Genomic DNA, 17,790 nt, shown 5'->3' with positions numbered 1-17,790 from the left:
GGAACCGTAGCCTTCAGTGGGCAAGAACTGCCAGCAGCAGCAGCGCCACGATATTGGTGATCTTGATGGCCGGGTTGACGGCTGGACCCGCGGTATCCTTGTAGGGATCGCCGACCGTGTCGCCCGTTACCGATGCCTTGTGCGCCTCGGAACCCTTGACGTGGCGCACGCCGTCCTTGTCGATGAAGCCATCTTCGAAGCTCTTCTTGGCGTTGTCCCAGGCGCCACCACCCGACGTCATGGAAATTGCCACGAACAGCCCGTTGATGATGACACCCAGCAAGGAGGCACCCAGCGCGGCAAAGGCCGACGCCTTTGAGCCCGAGATAAGCAGCACGCCGAAATAAACCACGAGCGGCGCCAGAACCGGCAGAAGCGACGGGATGACCATTTCCCTGATTGCCGCCTTGGTCAGCAGGTCCACGGCCCTGCCGTAGTCAGGTTTTTCCGTGCCGGCCATGATGCCGGGCTTTTCGCGGAACTGGCGGCGGACTTCCTCAACGATGGCGCTTGCTGCCTTACCCACCGCCGTCATGGCGATGCCGCCGAAGAGGTAGGGGATGAGACCGCCGAACAGCAGACCGGCAACCACGTAAGGATTGGCGAGGCTGAAGGAGATTTCTCCGATATCCTTGAAGTAAGGATAGGTATCGCCATTGGCGGCGAAATAGGACAGGTCGTTGGCATAGGCCGCAAACAGCACCAATGCGCCGAGACCGGCCGAACCGATGGCATAACCCTTGGTCACCGCCTTGGTGGTGTTGCCGACGGCATCCAGCGCGTCGGTCGCCTTGCGCACATCAGGATCGAGACCCGCCATTTCGGCGATGCCACCGGCATTATCCGTGACCGGGCCGAAGGCGTCGAGCGCGACGATCATGCCCGCCAGCCCGAGCATGGCGGTCACGGCGATGCCGGTGCCGAACAGGCCGCCGAGCTGGTAGGTGCCGATGATACCGCCGACGATGACGATGGCCGGCAGCGCGGTCGATTCCAGCGAGACCGCAAGACCCTGAATGACGTTGGTGCCGTGGCCGGTAACCGATGCCTGGGCGATGGAATTGACCGGCCGCTTGTTGGTGCCGGTATAATATTCGGTGATGACGACGATCAGCGCCGTCACGACAAGGCCAACCAATCCGCAGAAGAAGAGGTTGGTGCCGGTGATCTCCATGCCGGCAACCGTGCCGATCGTTCCCCAGCCGACCGTGGCATAGGTTGCCACGGCAAGGCCGGCGACGGAGAAGATGCCGGTGGCGATGAGCCCCTTGTAGAGAGCGCCCATGATGGAATTGTTGGTGCCGAGTTTCACGAAGAAGGTACCGGCAATCGAGGTCAGGATGCAGGCGCCGCAGATCGCCAGCGGATAGACCATGGCGCTTTCCAGAATCGGCGTTCCGGCAAAAAAGATTGCGGCGAGAACCATGGTCGCGACCACGGAGACGGCATAGGTTTCGAACAGGTCTGCCGCCATGCCGGCGCAATCACCGACGTTATCGCCGACATTGTCGGCAATGGTAGCAGGGTTGCGCGGATCATCCTCGGGAATGCCCGCTTCCACCTTGCCGACGAGATCGCCGCCGACATCCGCACCCTTGGTGAAGATGCCGCCGCCGAGACGGGCGAAGATGGAGATCAGCGAAGCGCCGAAACCGAGCGACACCAGCGCGTCGATAACGGCGCGTGATCCGGGCGGATGACCAAGGACGGACGTCAGAACGAAATAATAGATTGAAACGCCAAGCAGTGCGAGGCCGGCAACCAGCATGCCGGTAATGGCGCCCGACTTGAAGGCGATATCGAGGCCGGCTCCAAGGCTATGAGATGCGGCCTGCGCGGTGCGCAGATTGGCGCGCACGGAAACATGCATGCCAACGAAACCGGCGACGCCTGACAATACCGCGCCGATAACGAAACCGATGGCCGCGATGGCCGACAGCAGATACCAGGCGAGAACGGCAACGATCAGTCCGACGATGGCGATGGTGAGATATTGACGGGTGAGATAAGCCTGTGCGCCTTCACGGATATAACCTGCTATTTCACGCATACGCTCGTTGCCCTGATCGGCATCGAGAACACTCTTGGTGGTCCATACCGCGTAAACCACGGACAGGACACCGCATAAAATTACTATGGGTATTACGGTCATGCGCACTTACCTCCCAAAAGGCCGGGTCTCACTCCCTCCCCGGCGTGGCGAACCATGTGCAAGGACCAGGCGATGAAACGCACGCCGGGTCCTGTCTTGGCCAATTCTTCCCCTCCCAAGGAAAAACGACCTGCGCGGCAAGATTGCGTTGGCGAAAGGTGCGGCGTCAAGCCCACAAATTTGCCTGAAACATGAAAGGGGTAGAGAACGAGCGCGACCTTACGCGACGTTCCTGCGCTGCCTCAGCAGAAGCGACAGGACGAGCAGCAGGCAAAGGCCCGCAACCGGCCAGATGACAAGGTTCATCACCGACCAGCCCCATGCCGTAAACACCTTGCCGGACGAGAAGGACGACAACGCCACCGTGCCGAACAGCACGATATCGTGGAAACCCTGCACCTTGTCCGCCTCATGCGGGCGGTAGCTTGACGTGATGATGGCGGTTGCGCCGATAAAACCGAAATTCCAGCCGAGACCGAGAAGGATGAGCGCTGCCCAGAAATTCCACAGTTCTATGCCCATATGCGCGACGATGGCGCAGGCCATCAACACGATGAGGCCAGCCGCCACGATTTTTTCCGCGCCGAATCGGGAAATCAACATGCCGGTGAAGAAGCTCGGGGCGAACATGGCCAGAACGTGCCACTGGATGCCGAGCGTCGCGAGTTCGGTCGGGAAACCGCAGCCGACCACCATGGCAAGCGGTGCACCGGTCATCATGAAGGTCATCAAGGCGTAAGAGCCGATACCGCAGATCATGCCGGTGACGAAACGCTGGGTGCGGACGATTTCCGAAAGCGGCCTCACCGCCTCAGCATGGGTGGACGCGGTCTTCGGGTCGGGCAATTTCAGAAATGACAAAATGGCGATCGAGACGAGACCGAGCGGCACCAGTGCGATGAACGCGCCGGCGAAGGTGACCGGTGCAAGCAGGTCCTTGCCGAAGATGGCAAGCTGCGGCCCGACAATGGCGGAGATGATGCCGCCCGCCAGAATCCACGAGATTGCCTTCGGCTTGTAAAAGGACGGCGATGCATCGGCCGCCGCAAAGCGGATTTTCTGCGTGAAGCCGCCGGAAATGCCGATCAACAGTAGACCGACGGCAAACAGCCAGAAATCGGAGCGGAAAAGCGCGACCGCGGCGATGCCGCCACCGATGGAGCACATCAGCGCGCCGACCATGAACCCAGCCTTGCGGCCGAGGAATCGTGAGGCCGCCGCAACGCAGATGGCCCCAAGCGCCACGCCGATATTGAAGCCGGTAAGCGGCGCAGTTGCCAGTGACTTGTCGGCGCCGAGCAGTTGATACCCTGCGAGCGCACCGACCGAAAAGCTCAAGGGCGCGGCCGATCCCATGATCGCCTGCGCCATAGTGAGGAGAAAGACATTGCGCTTCGCCTCGTCCAGTTGAACCTCTAGTCCGGGGACGGAAACTGCGCTCATCTCTTCCTCACCTGTTTTACTTCAGCGTTTTGCCTCGCCGCGCACCTGCTTGGCGATGCGGTCAAGCACCGCATTCACCAGCTTGGGCTCGTCATGTTCGAAGAAAGCGCGAGCGATTTCGACATATTCGGTGACGATGACGGCAACCGGCACGTCCTTGCGCTCGAGAATCTCGAAGGTGCCGGCACGCAGGATGGCGCGCACGGTGGCATCGAGACGCGAGAGCGGCCAGTCTTCCAGGAGGGCGGAGCGTACCAGCGGGTCGATCTTCGTCTGATCGCGCACGACGCCAGAGACGATCGAACGGAACCATGAAGGATCGGCCTTCAGATAGGTATCGCCATCGACTTCCTGGCCGAGACGGTGCGCCTCATATTCGGCAACGACTTCCATCACGCCGGTTCCACCGACATCCATCTGGTACAGCGCCTGCACGGCCGCAAGACGGGCCGCACCGCGCTGGTTGGCGGGCTTTACCGAAGGCTGGCGCGGTTCGCCGCCGTTTTCAACATCCGACATGCGTTCAGCCACCCAGTTTCTTTTTCAGCTCGATCATGGTGAGCGCCGCGCGGGCGGCAAAACCGCCCTTGTCCTTGTCGGAGCGGCGCACGCGCGCCCAGGCCTGCTCGTCATTTTCGACGGTGAGGATGCCGTTGCCGATCGGCAGCGATTCGCTGACGGCGAGATCCATCAGGGCGCGGGAGGATTCGTTGGAGACGATATCGAAGTGATAGGTTTCGCCGCGAATGACCATGCCGAGCGCAACGAAACCGTCATATTCGGTGCCGTCATTGTCTGCACCATCGAGCGCCATGGCGATAGCGGCGGGGATTTCCAGCGCGCCGGGAACGGTGATGACGTCATAGGTGGCGCCGGCTTCCTCAAGCGCGAACTTCGCGCCTTCGAGAAGGGCATCCGCCATATCGTCGTAAAAACGTGCTTCCACGATAAGAAGATGGGGTTTGGACATGTGAGGGTTCCTGGGGGATTTTCCCGAAAAGCTTTACGCCGGATCATACCGGCATTTGCGGCGGTCAAACCACGGCTGGCCGTTCTTGGCAAGTATTTTCATGCATTGCCCGCGCAGCATGACCCGTTTGCACGGGCTGCTGCAAGGCTTAATGTCTGTGCGGCAAGGCTGAAAAATCAGCTTTTCTGGAAAGCCAGATGGATACCAAGCCCCATTAGCACCGTTCCGGCGGCATGTCGGGCCAGAGCCTGCACGGCGCTGGACCGTTTCAGACGCCCGACCATGGCGCCCGCCAGAAGCACGCCGACCAGATCGGCGGAGGAGAAGATGAAATTGACGGCAATGCCGAGGATCAGGAACTGTAGCCAGACGGGAAAGGCGGCCGCCGGATCGACGAATTGCGGCAGGAAGGCCAGAAAGAACAGCGCGGTCTTCGGGTTGAGCACATCAACGATGATGCTGTCGATGAAGGCGCGGCGGGCCGATTTCGGCTCGACGGTCAGATTGACCGCCTCGCCCTCCATCTTGCTGCGAAGCATCGAAAACCCAAGCCAGATGAGATAAAGCGCGCCGCAGAGCTTCACTGCAAGGTAAAGCCAGGGCACCGCCTGAAACAATACCGAGAGGCCCGCAGCCGCCGCGAAAATGTGAAAATAGCAGCCGACATGGATGCCGAGCACCGCCATCAGCCCGGCAAACCGGCCACGCGCCATAGTCTGCGCCGCCGCATAAAGCATGGCTGGGCCGGGAATGTAGGCAAACAGGGCGGTGGTGATGAAAAAGGCTGTCAGCAGTTCAAAAGACGGCATGATGTATTTCCCCTACCCCGTTCGCTGGCAGTCGATTTCAAACGATAGAACGACGTCTTTACAATCTTTCCGGTTCGACAGGAAGCGGAGCAATTGCACGTGTGCCAGCGTCGATGCCGATCATTCTCCTCCGCCATACCGGCCTCGAGCCGGTATCCAGTCGATGAGCGTCTGCGCGGCGAAAAGACTCTTTTCAGCCCAAGGACTGGGGCTGGCTGGATTCCGGCTCAGGGCCGGAATGACGGGTGGATGAGGCGTCAGCGAGCATTATAACCCGCCGTGTCCCTGTCGGTTTACGCAGACGGAAATTCCGCAAGCCTTGCGGCATAACGGGCCATCGTATCGACCTCGAAATTAACGAAATCACCCGGCTGACGTTCGCCCCAGGTGGTGACGGCAAGCGTGTGACGGATCAGCAGCACGTCGAAATCGGTGCCTTCAACAGCATTGACGGTGAGCGACGTACCGTCGAGCGCCACGGAGCCCTTGGGAGCAACGAATTTCGCCAGATGCTCCGGCGCGCGCAGGCGGATGCGCACCGCTTCGCCTTCCGGCTCAACCGACAGGATTTCCGCCCTGCCATCAACATGGCCAGAGACGATGTGGCCGCCGAGTTCGTCGCCGATCTTGAGCGCCCGCTCCAGATTGACATGCGTGCCTTGTCTCCAGCCTGCAATCGTGGTGAGGCGCAGCGCCTCTTCCCATGCCTCGACCTCGTACCAGCGTTCATTGCTGCCATCATCAGGCAGCTTCGTCACCGTCAGGCACACGCCGCCATGGGAAATGGATGCGCCCATATCGATGGTCTTCGGATCGTAATTGGTCGCCACGCGCAGGCGAACACCCTCGGGCAGTGCTTCCAGCTCGGATACGGTTCCGACATCGGTGACAATTCCGGTAAACATCAAATCGGCCTTTCATAATCGAAGCAGCGATCCGGCCCATAGGCTGTTTCGCTGACAAGAGCATAGTCGCCCGTGATATCGGCACGGCGCAGCGGCGTTTCAATGCCGCCTTCGCCGATCACGACAGGGCTTTCGAACAGCATGATACGGTCCACCAGCCCGGCTTCAAGGAATGATTTTGCGGCAAAAGCGCCGCCTTCGACCAGAAGTTCCGACATGCCGCTTTCGGCGAGGATGTGGAGGAGGTTTTCGAGGGTTGATGCTTCGAGGATATGGACGCCTGCGTCGGTCAGGAGTTGGCGCTTTGATTCGCGGTTACCCCCCTCTGCCCTGCCGGGCATCTCCCCCTCAAGGGGGGAGATGCCCGGCAGGGCAGAGGGGGGTAACGCCGCAACGATCACCGGCACCTCGCGCGCGCTCCGCACCAATTTGGACATCAGCGGCAACTCAAACTGCCGATCCAGCACGATCCGCACCGGCGAACGGCGCTCCATGCCGGCAATGCGCACCGTCAGTTCCGGATCATCCGCAATCGCGGTACGAATACCGACAAGAATGCCATCGCAGCGCGCCCGCAGTTCATGCACCACACGGCGCGACTCCGCCCCGGTAATCGCCACCTGCCCCTCGCCTTCCCGGCCAATCATGCCATCAGCGGAAACAGCAAGCTTCAGAATCACATGCGGGCGTTTTTTCATCTGGCGTGTGAGGTAACCTGCAAGCGCCCGCTTACCCTCATCACGCAGCAGGCCGGTTTCCACAACAATACCGGCATCGCGTAAAATCGTATAACCACGGCCGGAAACACGCTCATCCGGATCGTCCACCGCCACCACGACCCGCGCCACGCCGTATTCGACCAGCGCGTTGGCGCAGGGCGGGGTTTTGCCCCAATGGGAACAGGGTTCGAGCGTTACATAGGCAGTCGCGCCACGCGCCACCTCTCCGGCGATTTCCAGCGCCTGGCGTTCGGCGTGCGGCCGGCCGCCGATGGCGGTCACCGCTTCGGCAATGATTTGTCCGTCTTTTACGAGAACACAGCCAACCGAGGGATTGGTCAGCGTCTGGCCCTGGTGGCGAAGCGAAACCTCGATGGCGCGGGCCATGAATTTTTCGTCATCGGCACGGCTCGTCACGGCTACACTCCGGCGTCTGTATCTCGGGCGATCTTGGCATTGATTTCGGCAATCACGTTTTCGAAATCCTCGGCATGGCTGAAATCGCGATAGACCGAAGCGTAGCGCACGAAGGCCACGTCATCGAGACTCTTCAGCGCCTCCAGAACCTGAAGGCCGATTTCTTCCGAGGGAATTTCCGTCTCGCCGGAACTTTCCAGACGGCGGGCAATGCCGGAAACGGCCCGCTCGATCCGGTCGCGATCGACCGGGCGCTTGCGCAGCGCGATTTCGAAGGAGCGAACCAGCTTTTCCCGGTCAAACGGCAGCTTGCGGCCGCTTTTCTTGATGACCATCAGCTCGCGCAGTTGCACGCGCTCATAGGTCGTGAAGCGGCCGCCGCAATCCGGGCAGATGCGCCGCCGACGGATGGAGGTGTTGTCCTCCGCCGGACGCGAGTCCTTGACCTGTGTGTCTTCGGAACCGCAAAATGGGCAGCGCATCTTTTTCTTTCCTTACATGTACGGATACATCGGGAAACGGTCGGTCAAACCGACGACCTTTTCGCGCACGGCAGCCTCGACGGAGGCATTACCTTCATCCGAATTGGCAACCTTCAGGCCGTCGAGAACCTCGACGATCAGCTTGCCGATTTCGCGGAATTCCGCTTCCTTGAAACCGCGCGTCGTGCCGGCCGGCGTGCCGAGACGGACACCCGACGTGACGAAGGGTTTTTCCGGGTCGAAAGGAATGCCGTTCTTGTTGCAGGTGATGTAAGCGCGGCCAAGGGCTGCTTCCGCGCGCTTGCCGGTGGCGTTCTTCTTGCGAAGATCGACCAGCATCAGGTGGTTGTCGGTGCCGCCGGAGACGACATCGAGACCGCCTTCGATCAGGGTTTCGGCCAGCGCCTTGGCGTTCTTCACGACCTGCGCGGCATAGTCCTTGAATTCCGGCTGCAGCGCTTCGCCGAAGGCAACGGCCTTGGCGGCGATGACATGCATCAGCGGGCCACCCTGCAGGCCGGGGAAGACGGCCGAGTTGAACTTCTTGGCCAGATCCTCGTCATTGGTGAGGATCATGCCGCCACGCGGGCCGCGCAGAGACTTGTGCGTGGTGGTGGTGGCAACATGGCAATGCGGGAACGGCGACGGATGCTGGCCACCGGCAACAAGACCGGCGATGTGGGCCATGTCGACCATGAGATAAGCGCCGACTTCATCGGCGATCTCGCGGAAGCGCTTCCAGTCCCAGACGCGCGAATAGGCGGTGCCGCCGGCAAGGATCAGCTTCGGCCGGGTTTCCTTGGCCTTGCGCTCCACTTCGTCCATGTCGAGCAGGTTGTCGCCTTCACGCACGCCGTAGGACACGACGTTGAACCATTTACCGGACATATTGACCGGCGAACCATGCGTCAGGTGGCCTCCCGAGTTCAGATCGAGACCCATGAAGGTATCACCCGGCTGCAGGAGCGCGAGGAACACGGCCTGGTTCATCTGCGAACCGGAGTTCGGCTGGACGTTGGCGAAGTTGACGCCGAACAGCTTCTTGGCGCGCTCGATGGCAAGCTCTTCAGCGATATCGACGAACTGGCAGCCGCCGTAATAACGCTTGCCCGGATAACCCTCGGCATATTTGTTGGTCATGATCGAACCCTGCGCTTCAAGCACAGCGCGGGAAACGATGTTTTCCGAGGCGATCAGTTCGATCTCGTGGCGCTGGCGACCCAGTTCCTTCTCGATCGCGCCGAAAATATCCGGATCGACTTCGGCAAGCGGACGGGAGAAGAAAGCATCTGTGTTCGACATGGTGAAGGCTCCTGAAACAGTAATGCGATGGCGTCTTAGCGCCCTGCCCGAACAAGAGCAATACGGCCAGCGAGATTTGCCCGTCAAACTGCGACGTTGCGGCGAAAAGTGACAGATGTTTTTATGAAAAACAGGATACGACGGAAAATAAAGGCGGCGCTTCGATGATGCGCGGCCAAGCCACACACTCGCGTCATCCTCGGGCTTGTCCCGAGGATCTGCAACGCTTCTATTTTACGATAGGTGATTAGATCCTCGGGACAAGCCCGAGGATGACGGCGGAGGGACTGGCCGGCTTTCCAGCGATCACCTCTCCCCTCGCCCACAATTCCAAGCTGACGGCAAAAAGCCCGATCAGTTGCGCGGCAGCAGATCGTCGTCCACCGCACCTGCCGGCTGCTCCATGCCCGCAGTGGTGTTGAGCGCCAGTTCGGCATTGCCGTCCTTGCCGTAGATATCGTCGCGGAACTGAACCACGCCGTCCTTCGCCGACCATGCGGTGATGTAGACGAAATAGACAGGCACTTCCTGCGCGAGCTTGATCGGCGTGTTGACGCGCGATGCGATGACGCGTTCCATCTCCTGGCGCGACCAGCCGGGCGTGTCACGCAGCAGCCAGGACGTCAGGTCGCGCACGTTCTGCACACGCACGCAGCCGGAGGACTCGAAGCGCATCAGCTTGTTGAACAGGCCCTGCTGCGGCGTGTCGTGCATATATTCGTTGTTCGGATTGTGGAAGTTGATCTTCGTCGAGGACATGGCGTTGATCTTGCCGGGGTCCTGGCGGAACATCAGGTTCGGAGCCTTCGGCGCGAACCAGTCGACCGTGGTCGGCGAGACTTCCTGTCCCTTGCCGTCGATGAGGCGGATGTTGTTCCGCTCCAGATAGGTCGGGTCCTTCTGCATCAGCGGCACGATGTCCTTTTCGACGATCGAACGCGGCGCAGTCCAGTAAGGATTGAGGATGACCTCGTAAACCTTGGAGTTGATGACGTGGGTCGGGCGGCTGGCGCGGCCGACAACGGCGGTATTGCGCAGCACGACACGTTCATTTTCAACGGCTTCGATGGCAGCGGCCGGGATATTCACCATCATGTGACGTTGGCCGAGATCGCCCGACATGGACTGGATGCGCACGAGGTTGGTCTGCAACTGCGCCAGACGGATCTGCGCGGAAACATTGAGCGCCTTGGTGGTGTATTCGCCGCTGACGCCGTCAGCCGGAAGGCCGTGACGCGCCTGGAAACGCTTCAGAGCGCCATCGACATAGGAATCGAAGGCGCTGGAAATGCCGGCTTCACGCGGCAGGTCGCCCGATACCATCAGTCGCTGACGCAGCGCCTGCACGGAAGGGTCGGAAACGCCGATCTGGAGACGCTGCTGGGAAGTGGGTACGTCCGGCCAGCCACCATTCTGCACGATCTGCTGATATTGCATGATCGCCTGCTGCATGTAGACAGGCGCTTCCCGTCCGAGTACCGGGTTGTTGGAAACGACACCCACCGCCGAACGCGAGGTATTGGCGTCGAACTGGTCATCCCAGTTGCCGCGGCGCGAAGAGCCCATGAGATCGTTGAGCGCGTTCTGCGCCAAGGCCGGCGCGGCAAGTGCTGCAACACCAACGGAAACGGCCGAACGCAGAAGCGCACGGCGCGATACGGAATCGGAAACGGATTTCTTTGTCATTCTACCTACCAGCCACTCTCTTCGGCATTCTGAACAATGCCTAAATCAATATGATTAACAAACACGTACAACGTGTCTGCCGGCCGGTAATACCCGATACGCATAGTCAGGGCGCTGATGTCTGGCAGTACAGTCGACAACTTGCCGCAACAACAGGAGAAACAGCCGGCTCCTTAGACTTGCGCGTCCCATATCAATATGGCCGATTCGTGTCACTGCCCTCTTCTCACGAAGCTGTGTTCCCCTGAAAAACAGGGCGAATGCCTGGCGGGCGGTCGGGCTTGACAGGCAAAAAAGCGTGGCGGCACGGCGCGGAATCCGCAAGCCGGGAGCAAAGGATGCCCCCGGCTTAAACAGTGAAACCGTCGCAGAATTACAGGCGGTAAGCGATCGAGTCGTTCCAGAAACGATCGAGGCGCTGCAGCAGCTTGTTCATTTCGGAAAATTCGCCGGTGCCGATGCCGCCGACCTTTTCGATCGAGCCGACGTGGCGTTCATAAAGGCGGGCAACCGTTTCGGCGATGGCCTGGCCCTCTTCGGTCAGGCTGATGCGGACCGAGCGGCGGTCGACACGCGAACGCTGGTGGTTGATGAGACCGAGGTCGACCAGCTTCTTGACGTTATAGGAGACGTTCGAGCCGAGGTAATAACCGCGGGAACGAAGTTCGCCGGCCGTCAGTTCGGAGTTACCGATGTTGAACAGCAGGAGTGCCTGAACGGCGTTAACGTCATCGCGACCCTGACGGTCGAACTCGTCCTTGATGACGTCGAGGAGGCGGCGGTGGAGGCGTTCCACCAGGTGCAGCGACTCCATGTAGAGCGAACGGATGGTATCTTCGTGTGCGTCGGCAACAACGGCCTGCGGCTTAACTTTGCTATTGATCATGACTGCCTCACTGTTTTGTTTGGCGGTGTGTTTGTTTGTCTCCCGCCTTGAGTGAGAACCTAATCAATGCGCATAAAATTCTACTTAAAAGCTACGATTAACAAATGGTTACCTGCATTTTCCCAAAGGCGCCGAACTTGTGGCGAAGCGGGAATGCTCAGAGCCAGTACATTATAAATCAATGACTTAAGCGGAAAAATCGGCCTGAAAACAGGCCGAATTGCTTTATTCTTATGGTAAATCAATTCTTGCGCGCTCTTCATTTTGGCGGTGATCCAGCCAGAAAGCGACCAGGAATAGTATATAAATGGTTGCCACGAGACCGTGCATGACGGGCACCAACGTGTTGGCACCGAAGATATGCGGCCATACCTTATACATGGCGATCTGCGTGCCGGCGCCCATGACCCACATGACCGCCCCCCAGGAGGCACCGAGCCACAGGCCGAGAGCTGCCACCGGGAAAATAACCGCCAGCGCGCTGCCCGCTACTCGCCAGGGCAGGTTCAGCATATCGAAGCGCCCGTGACCGCCAAGCGAATAGCCGGTCAGCATCGCCCAATATTGCAGGCCGAACCAGAAACAGGAAACCGCAACCAGTCTCATGAAGACCAGAAACAGGATTTCCGTCAGCGGGCGTTTCGGCAGAGGTTGAGAATCAGGTTCCATGGCCGGAAGATAAGGTCTCAACGGGCGGGCGACCAGTCCATATTGAATCCCGCCGCCTGCCTTGTCAAAACATCATCATCAGTCAGGCTGGCAATGAGGGAAGATTGTCGCATTCGCATGGGCCAAGGTTCATGGTATGCAGCTTTCCAAATTTGATCGAAGGACATTCTGACATGCAGGACAAAACGCATCTGGTCGACGAGATCACCGGCCATCGCCGCATGCGGCGGAATCGCAAGGCGGATTGGACGCGCCGTCTGGTTCAGGAAAATCGCCTGACCGTTGATGACCTCATCTGGCCTGTTTTCATCGTGCCTGGCAGCAATATCGTCGAGCCCATTCCGGCTATGCCCGGTGTCAACCGCATGAGCGTCGACCGGCTGGTGGAAGCGGCGAAGGAAGCCGCCGATCTCGGCATTCCCGCAATCGCCACCTTTCCCAATATCGAGATGGAGCTGCGCGACGAGACCGGCTCGAATGCGCTCGAAGCCAACAATCTCATCAATCAGGCGACGATTGCCGTTAAAAAAGCCGTTCCAAATATCGGCATGATCACCGATGTCGCGCTCGACCCCTTCACCAGCCATGGGCATGACGGCATTCTGCGGGGCGACGAGATCGTCAATGACGAAACCGTCGAGCAGGTGGTCACGGCCGCCATCCTGCAGGCGGATGCCGGTTCGGACATTATCTCCCCCTCGGAGATGATGGATGGCCGCATCGGCGCCATCCGTCGCGGCCTAGATGCCGCCGGGCACCAGAATGTCGGCATCATGGCCTATGCGACGAAATTTTCATCCGGCTATTACGGTCCCTATCGCGAGGCGATCTCCACCGCCGGCCTGCTGAAGGGCGACAAGAACAGCTATTACATCAGCCCCGCCAACGGCATGGAGGCAATCCGCGACGCCGCGCTCGACGTGGAGGAAGGTGCCGACATGTTGATGGTCAAGCCCGGCCTGCCCTATCTCGATATCTGCTGGAGGCTGAAGGAGAATTTCGGCCTGCCCACCTTCGCCTATCAGGTGTCCGGCGAATATACCCAGATCAAGGCCGCGGCCATGAATGGCTGGATCGACGGCGAGCGCGTGATGATGGAGACGCTTCTCTGTTTCAAGCGTGCAGGTTGCGACGGCGTCCTTACCTATTTCGCCATCGAGGCAGCGCGCAAACTGGCAAAGGGCTGAGGCCGGCGCTTATTGTATTCGGTCGTTTTCTTCCCATATTGTCTGCTGACACGGCGAATATGCCGCGCTGTCAGACCCTCTCAGGAGAAAACGACCGATGAGCCTCGAACAGAACCCCACCTATGCCGCACCGGATGACTGGCGCGCCTATAGCGGCGTCCTGAGCCGGCGCATCTTTGCGTTCCTGATCGATTACGCGATCGTTCTCCTGCTGTGCATCCCGGCCGCCGTGATTGTCTTCTTTCTCGGCATTATCACGCTGGGTCTCGGCTTCTTCCTCTATCCGGCACTGTTCGTCATCGTAGCGGTGCTCTATTTCGGCATGACGCTCGGCGGCCCGTCGCAGGCCACCCCCGGCATGCGGGCGATGGGGATTGCCATGGCGCGCATGGATGGGCAGCGAATCGATTTCCTGCTCTCGACGGTTCACATCGTGCTTTTCTGGGTCATCAACTCGGTTTTGACGCCGCTGATCCTGCTCGCAGGCCTGTTTACCGAGCGCTCACGCCTCGTTCATGACTTCCTGCTCGGCACCGTCATCGTCAGAACGCGCTGATATCGGGGAAAGCCACGCAAACGTGGCTTTCTACCCGTCCAATAGCTCATCCCGCAGTTGACGTTTTCCGTCATTTTGCCATTCTGTGACATTATACATGTCGCTTGAAGCGCCGCCGCCGGCCCCGTGAAAACGCGGCGCGCTTTCATAACTGACGCAGGAGGCGATCACGGTTCGATGAACACGCAGGCGACGCCCTCTCCTCAATTCTATCTTACGGCGCCAGCCACCTGCCCCTATCTGCCGAACCAGATGGAGCGGAAGGTCTTTACCCATCTCGTTGGCCCGCGCGCCCCGGAAATGAACGACCTTCTGACCCAGGGCGGTTTCAGGCGCTCACAGAACATCGCCTATCGCCCGGCCTGTGAAACCTGCCGCGCCTGCGTTTCCGTTCGCATCCTGACCGAACAGTTCCAGCCGACGAAATCGATGCGGCGCGTTCTTGCCGCCAATAGCGATGTCGTCGCCACGGTTCATGCTGCCGAACCCTCCACCGAACAATTCGCCCTCTTCCGCCGCTACCTCGACCACCGCCACCAGTCCGGCGGCATGTCCGACATGTCGGCGCTGGACTATGCGATCATGGTGGAAGACACACATGTGAACACCCGCATCATCGAATATCGCGTGCGCGAACCCGGCTCCGGCATCGATTCCAGCAAGCGTGGCGAGCTTCTGGCCGTGGCGCTCAGCGATGTGATGAGCGACGGCCTGTCGATGGTCTATTCCTTCTTCAATCCTGAGCTTGAAAAACGTTCGCTCGGCACCTTCATGATCATCGATCACATCACCCGGACCCGCGCCCTCGGCCTGCCGCATGTCTATCTCGGCTACTGGGTCGATGGTTCGGAAAAGATGGGCTACAAGACCCGCTACCATCCGCAGGAGCATCTGACGCCGCGCGGGTGGGAGGTTTACGTGCCGGAAGAAAAGTAATGCCTCGATAAATTCGGTAAAAATATTGTGCTATACTCCATTTAAAAAGGAGTATTTTCATGAAGACAACTCTTACGAAGATCGGCAAAGATGCAGGCTTTGCGATCCCGAAAGATATTCTTGACCGGCTGGGATGGAAGGTCGGCGACGTTCTCAACCTGTATTTTGATGGCACTGTGCTTGAGTTGCGAGCTGATAGCGTAAGCGAACAATCAACCGACGATTTTAATCGTCAGCTCGAACATGCTCGGCATGCGATGCGTAAGTATCACGTTGCCTTAACAGAGCTCGCGAAGTCATGACGTTCCAATTGGTGTTGTAACTATACCAAGAGAGTAGAGCCGCCCCGGTCAAAAGCTGGAGCGGCACTAAAATATCACCCGCCAAACTTCCCGCTGCGCGGAAAGCCCTTCGGCACGGTGCGGCCCACCGTTGCGCGGTCAGCCAGCCATTCACGCAACTCTTCGCCGACCTTGGTGAAAGCGCGGCCGGCCGTATCGGACCAGCTGAGGCCATCCGCCAGCGCAAAGCACTTAACGTCCACCACGCCGCCATCCTTGTAGCGTTGCAGGCGCACGCCCTTGCCGCGTGACATTTCCGGCACCTGCGACAACGGGAAGGCAAGCAGCTTGCGGTTCTCGCCAACGACGGCGACATGGTCGCCCGTCACCGGCACCGCGAGCTTTGCTTCATCGGGCATCGAGACGTTCATGATCTGCTTGCCCTTGCGGGTATTCGCGATCATTTCGCTTTCGGCGACGATGAAGCCGTTGCCGCCAGTCGAGACCAGCAGCAGCTTGCGCGACGGATCGTGTACGAAGGCCGTCAGGATATCCTGATCGTTCTCCATATCGACCATGATGCGGATCGGCTCGCCATGGCCACGCCCGCCCGGCAGCTTGTCGGCGCCGAGCGTATAGGCCTTGCCGCCTGTCGTCAGCAGCAACAGCTTGTCGGTTGTCTGCGCCGGGAAGGCGAGCTTCGGTCCGTCGCCTTCCTTGAAGGTCAAGGCCGATGTGTCGGACATGTGCCCCTTCAGCGCCCTGATCCAGCCCTTCTGCGAGATGACGATGGTGACCGGTTCCTTTTCGATCATCGCCTGCTGGATGGCCTCGATGTCAGCATCCGGCGCATCCGCGAACTGCGTGCGGCGGCGGCCGATTTCGGTTGCCTTGGCGTATTTCTTTTTGACCTCGCCGATTTCCCAGGCGACTGTCTGCCACTGCTTGTCATCGGAGGCGAGCAGCCCTTCGATCTCTGACTTTTCCTTGCTGAGGTCGTCGTGTTCCTTGCGGATCTCGAATTCCTCGAGCTTGCGCAGATTGCGCAGCCGCATGTTGAGGATGGCTTCGGCCTGATTGTCGGTGAGCGACCATCTGGCCATCATCACCTGTTTGGGCTCGTCCTCCTCGCGGATGATGCGGATCACCTCATCCAGATTGAGATAGGCGACGAGCAGGCCGCCCAGAATCTCAAGCCTGCGGTCGATAGCTGCCAGACGGTGGCGGGAGCGGCGGACCAGCACGTCCTTGCGGTGTGCCAGCCACTCGCTCAGTACCTCGTTCAGCGCCATGACCTTCGGCACCTTGCCAAGCGACAGCACATTCATGTTGAGCGGCAGGCGGCTTTCGAGGTCGGACAGGCGGAACAGCGATTCCATCAGCAGCGTCGCGTCGACGGTGCGGTTTTTCGGCACCAGAACGATACGCACGTCTTCGGCGGATTCGTCTCTGACGTCTTCGAGCAAAGGCAGCTTGCGGGCGATCAGCAGCTCGGCGATCTTTTCGATCAGCCGCGATTTCTGCACCTGGAAGGGAATTTCGGTGATGACGATCTGGTAGCCGCCACGGCCGAGATCTTCCGTTTCCCATTTGGCGCGCACGCGGAAACCGCCACGCCCGGTCTTGTAGGCATCGAGAATATTCTCGCGACTTTCGACGATGACGCCACCCGTGGGGAGATCGGGGCCGGGAATGAACTCCACCAGCTTTTCAACCGTCGCATCGGGGTGCTTGATGAGATGCAGCGCGGCGTCGCAAAGTTCGTGGGCATTGTGCGGCGGGATCGATGTCGCCATGCCCACGGCAATACCAGAGGCACCGTTTGCCAGGAGGTTCGGGAAAGCGCCCGGCAGGACCACCGGTTCTTCGTCTTCCTCATTATAGGTGGCGCGGAAATCCACCGCGTCCTCGCCGATGCCTTCCAGCAGCAGTGCCGCCACATCGGTCATGCGCGCTTCGGTGTAACGATAGGCGGCGGCGCCGTCGCCATCGATGTTGCCGAAGTTGCCCTGCCCGTCGACAATCGGATAACGCTGCGAGAAATCCTGCGCGAGACGCACCAGAGCATCATAGACCGACTGGTCGCCATGCGGGTGGAACTTACCGATCACATCACCGACGATACGCGCGCATTTCTTGAAGGCCGAGTTGGGACGAATACCCATTTCACTCATGGCGTGAATGATGCGGCGGTGCACCGGCTTCAGGCCGTCGCGCACATCCGGCAGCGCACGATGCATGATCGTGGACAAGGCGTAAGCGAGGTAGCGCTCTTCAAGCGCCGCCTTCAAATCGACCGGATGAATGTTATCGTCTCCGCCGGACGGAGGTACAAGATCTTTTCCCATGGTGCTTGACTAGCGGAAATGCCGATAACCGGCAAGAAACCA

At 59.7% G+C, this 17,790-nt stretch carries 17 protein-coding genes; 4 read left to right on the top strand and 13 right to left on the bottom strand.

All coding sequences use genetic code 11. The features are described from left to right. Positions 1 to 13 precede the first annotated feature (13 nt). From GSF67_RS04450 to GSF67_RS04395, 12 genes are all read right to left on the bottom strand, one after another. Positions 14 to 2,152, bottom strand: a complete 2,139-nt coding sequence (locus GSF67_RS04450; RefSeq protein ID WP_006312821.1) for a sodium-translocating pyrophosphatase — start codon at positions 2,150 to 2,152, stop codon at positions 14 to 16. Between the two features lie 219 nt (positions 2,153 to 2,371). Continuing rightward, positions 2,372 to 3,595 carry an MFS transporter gene (locus GSF67_RS04445; protein ID WP_006312822.1) on the bottom strand — a complete coding sequence of 408 codons (1,224 nt, stop codon included), beginning with the start codon at positions 3,593 to 3,595 and terminating at the stop codon, positions 2,372 to 2,374. Between the two features lie 21 nt (positions 3,596 to 3,616). Next, complete coding sequence (gene nusB, locus GSF67_RS04440; RefSeq protein ID WP_010971444.1) at positions 3,617 to 4,114, bottom strand: transcription antitermination factor NusB; 498 nt, start codon at positions 4,112 to 4,114, stop codon at positions 3,617 to 3,619. Positions 4,115 to 4,118: 4 nt separating this feature from the next. After that, positions 4,119 to 4,565: a 6,7-dimethyl-8-ribityllumazine synthase gene (locus GSF67_RS04435; protein WP_006312824.1), complete on the bottom strand. Its 447-nt coding sequence runs from the start codon at positions 4,563 to 4,565 to the stop codon at positions 4,119 to 4,121. A 176-nt stretch (positions 4,566 to 4,741) separates the two neighbouring features. Continuing rightward, on the bottom strand, positions 4,742 to 5,374 hold the full coding sequence (locus tag GSF67_RS04430) for a LysE family translocator (RefSeq protein ID WP_006312825.1): 633 nt from the start codon (positions 5,372 to 5,374) through the stop codon (positions 4,742 to 4,744). 293 nt (positions 5,375 to 5,667) lie between these two features. Next, positions 5,668 to 6,279 (bottom strand): riboflavin synthase, encoded by a 612-nt coding sequence (locus GSF67_RS04425; protein WP_006312826.1) that lies wholly within the window; start codon positions 6,277 to 6,279, stop codon positions 5,668 to 5,670. Further along, positions 6,279 to 7,415 (bottom strand): bifunctional diaminohydroxyphosphoribosylaminopyrimidine deaminase/5-amino-6-(5-phosphoribosylamino)uracil reductase RibD, encoded by a 1,137-nt coding sequence (gene ribD / locus GSF67_RS04420; protein WP_006312827.1) that lies wholly within the window; start codon positions 7,413 to 7,415, stop codon positions 6,279 to 6,281. The genes GSF67_RS04425 and ribD overlap by 1 nt, the downstream gene beginning before the upstream one ends. Positions 7,416 to 7,417: 2 nt before the next feature. Then, positions 7,418 to 7,897, bottom strand: coding sequence for a transcriptional regulator NrdR (gene nrdR / locus GSF67_RS04415; RefSeq protein WP_006312828.1), 480 nt, complete (start codon positions 7,895 to 7,897; stop codon positions 7,418 to 7,420). Positions 7,898 to 7,909: 12 nt separating this feature from the next. Continuing rightward, positions 7,910 to 9,199 carry a serine hydroxymethyltransferase gene (gene glyA, locus GSF67_RS04410; protein WP_006312829.1) on the bottom strand — a complete coding sequence of 430 codons (1,290 nt, stop codon included), beginning with the start codon at positions 9,197 to 9,199 and terminating at the stop codon, positions 7,910 to 7,912. Positions 9,200 to 9,553: 354 nt separating this feature from the next. Beyond that, positions 9,554 to 10,885 (bottom strand): murein L,D-transpeptidase, encoded by a 1,332-nt coding sequence (locus GSF67_RS04405; RefSeq protein WP_006312830.1) that lies wholly within the window; start codon positions 10,883 to 10,885, stop codon positions 9,554 to 9,556. Between the two features lie 373 nt (positions 10,886 to 11,258). Beyond that, positions 11,259 to 11,768, bottom strand: a complete 510-nt coding sequence (gene ldtR, locus GSF67_RS04400) for a transcriptional regulator LdtR (RefSeq protein ID WP_169539083.1) — start codon at positions 11,766 to 11,768, stop codon at positions 11,259 to 11,261. A gap of 234 nt (positions 11,769 to 12,002) precedes the next feature. Beyond that, entirely contained in the window at positions 12,003 to 12,440 is a 438-nt protein-coding gene (locus GSF67_RS04395; RefSeq protein WP_006312832.1) for a DUF6163 family protein, read from the bottom strand. A 173-nt stretch (positions 12,441 to 12,613) separates the two neighbouring features. Here GSF67_RS04395 and hemB point away from each other — a divergent pair, with 173 nt between their 5' ends. From hemB to GSF67_RS04375, 4 genes are all read left to right on the top strand, one after another. Next, positions 12,614 to 13,627 (top strand): porphobilinogen synthase, encoded by a 1,014-nt coding sequence (hemB, locus tag GSF67_RS04390; RefSeq protein WP_006312833.1) that lies wholly within the window; start codon positions 12,614 to 12,616, stop codon positions 13,625 to 13,627. Between the two features lie 97 nt (positions 13,628 to 13,724). Then, positions 13,725 to 14,183 (top strand): RDD family protein, encoded by a 459-nt coding sequence (locus tag GSF67_RS04385; protein ID WP_006312834.1) that lies wholly within the window; start codon positions 13,725 to 13,727, stop codon positions 14,181 to 14,183. Between the two features lie 177 nt (positions 14,184 to 14,360). Next, positions 14,361 to 15,119 carry an arginyltransferase gene (locus GSF67_RS04380; protein WP_006312836.1) on the top strand — a complete coding sequence of 253 codons (759 nt, stop codon included), beginning with the start codon at positions 14,361 to 14,363 and terminating at the stop codon, positions 15,117 to 15,119. A gap of 59 nt (positions 15,120 to 15,178) precedes the next feature. Next, positions 15,179 to 15,421: a hypothetical protein gene (locus tag GSF67_RS04375; protein WP_006312837.1), complete on the top strand. Its 243-nt coding sequence runs from the start codon at positions 15,179 to 15,181 to the stop codon at positions 15,419 to 15,421. Positions 15,422 to 15,495: 74 nt separating this feature from the next. On the opposite strand, the gene parC is transcribed toward GSF67_RS04375, so the two are convergent. Continuing rightward, complete coding sequence (gene parC / locus GSF67_RS04370; protein WP_006312838.1) at positions 15,496 to 17,748, bottom strand: DNA topoisomerase IV subunit A; 2,253 nt, start codon at positions 17,746 to 17,748, stop codon at positions 15,496 to 15,498. Between the last annotated feature and the right edge of the window lie 42 nt (positions 17,749 to 17,790).

Origin of the sequence: Agrobacterium sp. CGMCC 11546 (genome assembly GCF_013365515.1) — a bacterium.
In the GTDB taxonomy this organism is placed as follows: Bacteria; Pseudomonadota; Alphaproteobacteria; order Rhizobiales; family Rhizobiaceae; genus Agrobacterium; species Agrobacterium fabrum.
Note: the sequence above shows the minus strand (reverse complement) of the source record. Positions and strands in the feature narration are given on the sequence as shown.

Bases quoted from the DNA above. Each gene is read 5' to 3' on its own strand.
- nrdR (WP_006312828.1), bottom strand. From the start codon at position 7,897: ATGCGCTGCCCATTTTGCGGTTCCGAAGACACACAGGTCAAGGACTCG.
- GSF67_RS04395 (WP_006312832.1), bottom strand. From the start codon at position 12,440: ATGGAACCTGATTCTCAACCTCTGCCGAAACGCCCGCTGACGGAAATC.
- nusB (WP_010971444.1), bottom strand. From the start codon at position 4,114: ATGTCGGATGTTGAAAACGGCGGCGAACCGCGCCAGCCTTCGGTAAAG.
- GSF67_RS04385 (WP_006312834.1), top strand. From the start codon at position 13,725: ATGAGCCTCGAACAGAACCCCACCTATGCCGCACCGGATGACTGGCGC.
- GSF67_RS04380 (WP_006312836.1), top strand. From the start codon at position 14,361: ATGAACACGCAGGCGACGCCCTCTCCTCAATTCTATCTTACGGCGCCA.
- parC (WP_006312838.1), bottom strand. From the start codon at position 17,748: ATGGGAAAAGATCTTGTACCTCCGTCCGGCGGAGACGATAACATTCAT.
- GSF67_RS04425 (WP_006312826.1), bottom strand. From the start codon at position 6,279: ATGTTTACCGGAATTGTCACCGATGTCGGAACCGTATCCGAGCTGGAA.
- GSF67_RS04435 (WP_006312824.1), bottom strand. From the start codon at position 4,565: ATGTCCAAACCCCATCTTCTTATCGTGGAAGCACGTTTTTACGACGAT.
- GSF67_RS04405 (WP_006312830.1), bottom strand. From the start codon at position 10,885: ATGACAAAGAAATCCGTTTCCGATTCCGTATCGCGCCGTGCGCTTCTG.
- hemB (WP_006312833.1), top strand. From the start codon at position 12,614: ATGCAGGACAAAACGCATCTGGTCGACGAGATCACCGGCCATCGCCGC.
- GSF67_RS04445 (WP_006312822.1), bottom strand. From the start codon at position 3,595: ATGAGCGCAGTTTCCGTCCCCGGACTAGAGGTTCAACTGGACGAGGCG.
- GSF67_RS04430 (WP_006312825.1), bottom strand. From the start codon at position 5,374: ATGCCGTCTTTTGAACTGCTGACAGCCTTTTTCATCACCACCGCCCTG.
- GSF67_RS04375 (WP_006312837.1), top strand. From the start codon at position 15,179: ATGAAGACAACTCTTACGAAGATCGGCAAAGATGCAGGCTTTGCGATC.
- GSF67_RS04450 (WP_006312821.1), bottom strand. From the start codon at position 2,152: ATGACCGTAATACCCATAGTAATTTTATGCGGTGTCCTGTCCGTGGTT.
- glyA (WP_006312829.1), bottom strand. From the start codon at position 9,199: ATGTCGAACACAGATGCTTTCTTCTCCCGTCCGCTTGCCGAAGTCGAT.